At 32.4% G+C, this 4,675-nt stretch carries 3 protein-coding genes and 1 pseudogene; 3 read left to right on the top strand and 1 reads right to left on the bottom strand.

All coding sequences use genetic code 11. From position 1 onward, the window contains the following. Positions 1–452, top strand: a pseudogene (locus Q0616_RS06925) (mechanosensitive ion channel domain-containing protein); the annotation flags it as partial. Positions 453–467: 15 nt separating this feature from the next. On the opposite strand, the gene Q0616_RS06920 reads toward Q0616_RS06925, so the two are convergent. Continuing rightward, positions 468–2,735, bottom strand: a complete 2,268-nt coding sequence (locus Q0616_RS06920) for a DUF2339 domain-containing protein (protein WP_284582811.1) — start codon at positions 2,733–2,735, stop codon at positions 468–470. Positions 2,736–2,854: 119 nt separating this feature from the next. Here Q0616_RS06920 and porQ point away from each other — a divergent pair, with 119 nt between their 5' ends. Together porQ and cmk are read left to right on the top strand one after the other, a co-directional pair. Next, positions 2,855–3,880 carry a type IX secretion system protein PorQ gene (porQ, locus tag Q0616_RS06915; RefSeq protein WP_171622702.1) on the top strand — a complete coding sequence of 342 codons (1,026 nt, stop codon included), beginning with the start codon at positions 2,855–2,857 and terminating at the stop codon, positions 3,878–3,880. A 52-nt stretch (positions 3,881–3,932) separates the two neighbouring features. Further along, the gene (gene cmk, locus Q0616_RS06910; RefSeq protein WP_188319546.1) at positions 3,933–4,619 is read left to right on the top strand and encodes a (d)CMP kinase; all 687 of its coding nucleotides are present in this window, start codon (positions 3,933–3,935) and stop codon (positions 4,617–4,619) included. Positions 4,620–4,675: the final 56 nt, after the last annotated feature.

Here is a 4,675-nt window from a genome sequence, read left to right as displayed (position 1 = left end):
TAAAAATGAATTCGATTCGATTTTTAACTGAAGATGAAATTGAAGAATTAAAAAAAATTAGAATGTTGTATGATTTTATTGTTGATCGCTCCAATGAAATTGCACAATATAATGTATCGAACAAAGTTGATCCAACAATCTTAGCAAATGGAAGACGGATGACAAATATTGGATTATTTCGTCAATACATCAAAACATACACGTATAATAGTCCTAAGATTAGAAAAGATTTAATGTTCGAGGTTCGCCAACTTCAACCAACAGAACATGGTTTGCCAATCGAATTGTTTATGTTTACCAATACAACAGTTTGGAATGAATATGAAGTGATAATGGCAGATATTTTTGATCATATTATTGCGGTTGTTCCATATTTTCATTTAGAAATCTACGAATCGCCTTCTTCGGACGATATGCGTGTCATAGCAGAAGCACTGAATAGAAATATTTAACACAGAAGCTGAACATTATTGTTCAGCTTCTGTGTTATTATTTGGTTTTTCCATCAAATTCTTCATCAAATTTTTTAATTTTTGATACATAAAAGATGTGAACAGAATGAGTATTCCTAAAACAATGAACGATATAATTCTGAAAACATTACTCATTTCCCAAACATCAACCAAATATAATTTTAGAATGATCAATCCAAATAGAGCAATTCCTACTATAGGAAAGCCTTTGAGTTGTTTTCTTAATCCAAAATAAATCAACACAAATCCCAATACTGCCCATATAATCGGTAATAATATCATTCGAAAAATATCTGCTTGATGTGAAAAGTTAGTTGTTCCCTCATTTAGTGTTAATAACATAAACGAATTGTATTTCTCAAAACTAATCACGTAAACAACCAAAAGCATACTGATGATTTGTTTGGCAGTTGAGGTTTTGAAATCGTGATTTTTTACAATTAAATAGACGAGATAAGCGGTAGGAAGTAGATAAGTTAAGTAAATAAAATAACTATTGATGCCGTAATTCGTTTTACTTGATAACAACGGAATATTAGCAAACAGTGGTAAAAGTAGAACGCACAATCCAGCTGAAATCTGCAATACTAGCTGCAATGTACTTCCTAAATTTAGTCTTTTCCGTAGTGCTAAAATTAAAGCAATAAAGAATAAAGTATAAATCAAAATGTAACTTATAATCATCATAAAGTTGAAATAAGGTTCGATTTGGTAAATTAATTCGAACAATATTCCTGTATACATCAATAAAAGTGATGTTGAGATGAAGATGAATTTTGAATGATTGAGCTTGAACCCTAAGAATTGTTCTTCTGTTTCGAAATCTTTCATCAAATATATATTCGCGATAGAACAAATTAGTGCAATGATACTTGTGATAAAAACATGATTGAATAAAAGTGGTAAACGCGAATTGCTATCGATATAATCAAACCAATTAACACATAAAGCAATCAAAAGAAATGGAAACATTGCGATGAAAAAGATTTTGAAAATATTTTCGCGACTTTTTTTCCACAGAAATAATAATAACGTAGATTCTATTGCAAAACAAACCGAAACAACATTTGCTTTGAATTGTAATGCAATCGCAGCAGTAATTAGGGCAATACTCAAACCTATTAAGGTATTTTGTAATAAATTATTTTTAGACGTTTTGTAGATATAAATCGCGCCAAAAGCATTAATTAATCCTACTATAAACACAATCAAGCCATTGTTATTTCCAACAATATAATAATAGACGGAAGATATTAAAATGGTTGATAGAATTGTATTGAAGCTTAGTAAAAGTGAGTTCCAAACTGAAAATTCTTCTTTTTTGATGTAGTTGATTAAACTTGTAACAGTAAAAGTAACGTAAAGTAGTGCGTAGAAAAGATATTGAGACGAGGTTTTAGATTGATCAATCCATGAGATACTATATATAGACGTAAAACAAAAAGCGATAAACGAAATAACTTGCCAGTTTTTTCGCCATGCCATAAAGAGCATGCTAAGATTGAGAATAACCAAGTAAGCAAACAGGAAAATATAATTACTTTCGCCTGTACTAATCATCAATGGAGCTGTAAAACCTCCAAGTATAGAAAAAATAGCCAAGACTTGTCGATTGTACAACATCGCCATAACAATTGAGAAAATTGTAACGAGTGTTAATAACGTAAAAGTTACGTGTTGAGAAAGTAACTGATATTCTCGAAAAGCAATGGTTAGCGTGAAGTACAAGACGGTTAATCCTCCTCCAATTAAGATAGAAGAAAAGATAGCGTAGTTTTTCCTAATGTTGTGTGCTATACCAATAATACTCAAGCCCACTACAAGTCCAATTAACACACGAAATGTTTCGTTGATCCAATTTTGGTCAATCGCATATTTCACGAAATAAGCAATTCCTAAAACTAAGGTTACAATTCCAAAAATAGTTAAGAAATTATCTCTGATAAATGTAATCCCATTGTTGAGGTGCTTGTCAATATTATTTTTTGTTTTTTGTCTTGGAGGAACTTCGTCAAAAATACGTTTTGGTGGTTCTGGCTTATTAAATGAAACAATTTCGGATTGAGGTGCAACAGCTTCTTCAACTTTTTTGGGTTGCTCCACAATTGTTGTTGATTTAATGATTGTTTCTTTTTCGTCTAATTGCTGTTGCAAATGTCTAAGTTTCGTTTCTTGTTCATCAAGCTGTTTTTTGAGTTGAGAAACTTTGTTAAACAAAATCACAATTAAGACAATTATAATAATGGCAATAAAAAATTCCATAACATGTTTTTTAGGTAAATTGAAGTTAGGCTTTTTTTTCAAAACCTTTAAAATTTTGTTTCTTAATATACCAAAATCATTCTGTTTTCGTTATTCTACAAAATCCTTATTTTTGCTAAATGTTTAAAAAGCTAAGTACATTATTGTTTATCGCGCTATCGTCTTCGATTTTTGCGCAAGATGGAACGCGTGTTTACGAGTTTTTAAACATTACAACATCTCCACGCCAAGCAGCTTTGGGAGGAAATGCAGCGACTTCTTGGGATGCTGATCCTAATTCGTCTTTATGGAACCCTGCATTGATGAATCGTGATATGCACGGACAATTCGGAATCAATTATGTGAATTATATTGCAGATGTCGATTTTGGTACATTTTCAACAGTCTATGAAATCGATCAAGAGAATTATCTTTCTGTACATGGTCAATATGTAGATTACGGAAAACTAATCGGAACGGATGAAAGTGGAAATATCACAGGGAATTTCAAAGCGAATGATGCAGCAATAACAGTGGGGTATGCACGTGTTTTAGGTGATTATTGGACAATTGGAGCAAATGTTAAATACATCAATTCTACTATTGAATCGTATAAATCTTCGGCAATAGCTGGAGATGTAGGATTATCCTATCATGATTTCGATAAAAATATCAATGTATCGTTGGTTGTGCGTAATATCGGAGGACAAATCCAAACGTACAATGGCAAAAAAGAAGACATGCCAACGCAAGTTAACTTAGGAATCTCACATCGATTGGAACATGTTCCGTTAGAATTTACATTTTCTTTGCACGATTTACAGAAATTTGATATTTCTCAATCCTATAATAAGAGTGGACAAGAAGTATCTAATGGACGAAAAATGATGGATCACGTTTCAGTAGGAGCAGAGTTGTTTCCAAATTCAGATTTTAACATGCGAATAGGGTATAATTTCAAACGAGGAAATGAGTTAGCAGCCGAGGGAGTTCGCTCATTATCTGGATTAACGTATGGTTTTGGAATTCGAGTTAATGCTTTCCGATTCGAGTTTGGACACGCGAATTACCACAAATCTGGTGGCTCTAATCATTTTGGACTAATCATTAATTTAGACCGCATTATTCAAGGTCGTGATTATTGGAGAAGTAATCCTTGGTTATAAAAACTTTTCAAACCACTATAAAATCTTATCTTTGTCTTCAATTTCTATTTAGATGAAAGAAAATTTAATTATTGCAATCGACGGATATTCTTCTACCGGAAAAAGTTCGATGTCAAAAATTATTGCAAAAAATCTTGGTTATACTCACATTGATAGTGGTGCAATGTATCGCGCCGTAACCTTATATGCGTTTCAGCATCAGTATATTGCTGAGAATAAAATTGATGAAACATCATTAATAGCCAATTTATCTAACATTAAGATAGAATTTATACAAGATTCTTTAACACAAAAGAATTTAACATACCTGAATGGAATAAATGTTGAAGATGAGATTCGCACCATGCAAGTTTCTAAAATGGTTAGTCCAATTTCCGAAATTCCTGCAGTTCGCGATTATTGCGTGGCTTTACAGCAACAGATGGGCGAAAAAGGTGGTATTGTGATGGACGGTCGCGATATCGGAACAACAGTTTTTCCAAAAGCTGATGTCAAGATTTTTGTAACAGCTTCGCCAGAAGTACGAGCAAAGCGTCGCTTTTTAGAATATCAGCAGCAAGGAAAAGACATTCCGTTAGATGAGGTACTAAAAAATGTGAACGAAAGAGATTATATCGATTCTCACCGTGATTATTCACCCCTTCGCAAAGCAGATGATGCCATAGAAGTTGACAATTCGCAGATGAATCTCGAAGAAACAGTCGATAAAGTGATGCAAATTATCGAGTCAAAATTTTAATAGAACCAATAGTAGAATAATAGAGAAGGAAAATAGTGATGTTTTCCTTTTTTTTT

Origin of the sequence: uncultured Empedobacter sp. (genome assembly GCF_937930195.1) — a bacterium.
GTDB classification, from domain to species: Bacteria; Bacteroidota; Bacteroidia; order Flavobacteriales; family Weeksellaceae; genus Empedobacter; species Empedobacter stercoris.
Note: the sequence above shows the minus strand (reverse complement) of the source record. Positions and strands in the feature narration are given on the sequence as shown.